At 76.5% G+C, this 379-nt stretch carries 1 pseudogene; it reads right to left on the bottom strand.

Annotation, left to right across the window (positions count from 1 at the left end):
• Positions 1-79: 79 nt before the first annotated feature.
• A pseudogene (locus JHN63_RS52155) lies at positions 80-379 on the bottom strand (PadR family transcriptional regulator); the annotation flags it as partial.

Genomic DNA, 379 nt, shown 5'->3' with positions numbered 1-379 from the left:
TGGCGGGAGGGCGGCGCAGGACGAGGCGGGGCGGGGCGCCCGGACCGGAGTCCTGCCCCGCCGTGCTGTGACGGCCGGCTCAGCCCTTGTGGCCCACGTGCAGCACCGCCGCGATGTGTGCCGCCGCCGCCGACAAGTGGCGCCGGGTGTCCCGGAGTTGGTCCTCGGTGACACCGCGGTCGCGGGCCGCGTCACGGATGTCGTCCCGGAAGCGGTCCAGGAGCCGGTCCAGATCGCGGGCCGGGTCGCCGGTGGAGTCCTCGTGGGCCCAGGTCGGTTCGTACTCGGCGGGGAAGTCCTCCGGGGTCTGGCTGTACTCGGGTGCCGCAGGCGCCGCCGGTGCCGAGGCCGACTTGCCCGCACCCGCACCCGCACCCGC

The organism is Streptomyces sp. MBT65, from assembly GCF_016612545.1.
GTDB lineage: Bacteria > Actinomycetota > Actinomycetes > Streptomycetales > Streptomycetaceae > Streptomyces.
This window is presented reverse-complemented; position numbering and strand designations above follow the sequence as displayed.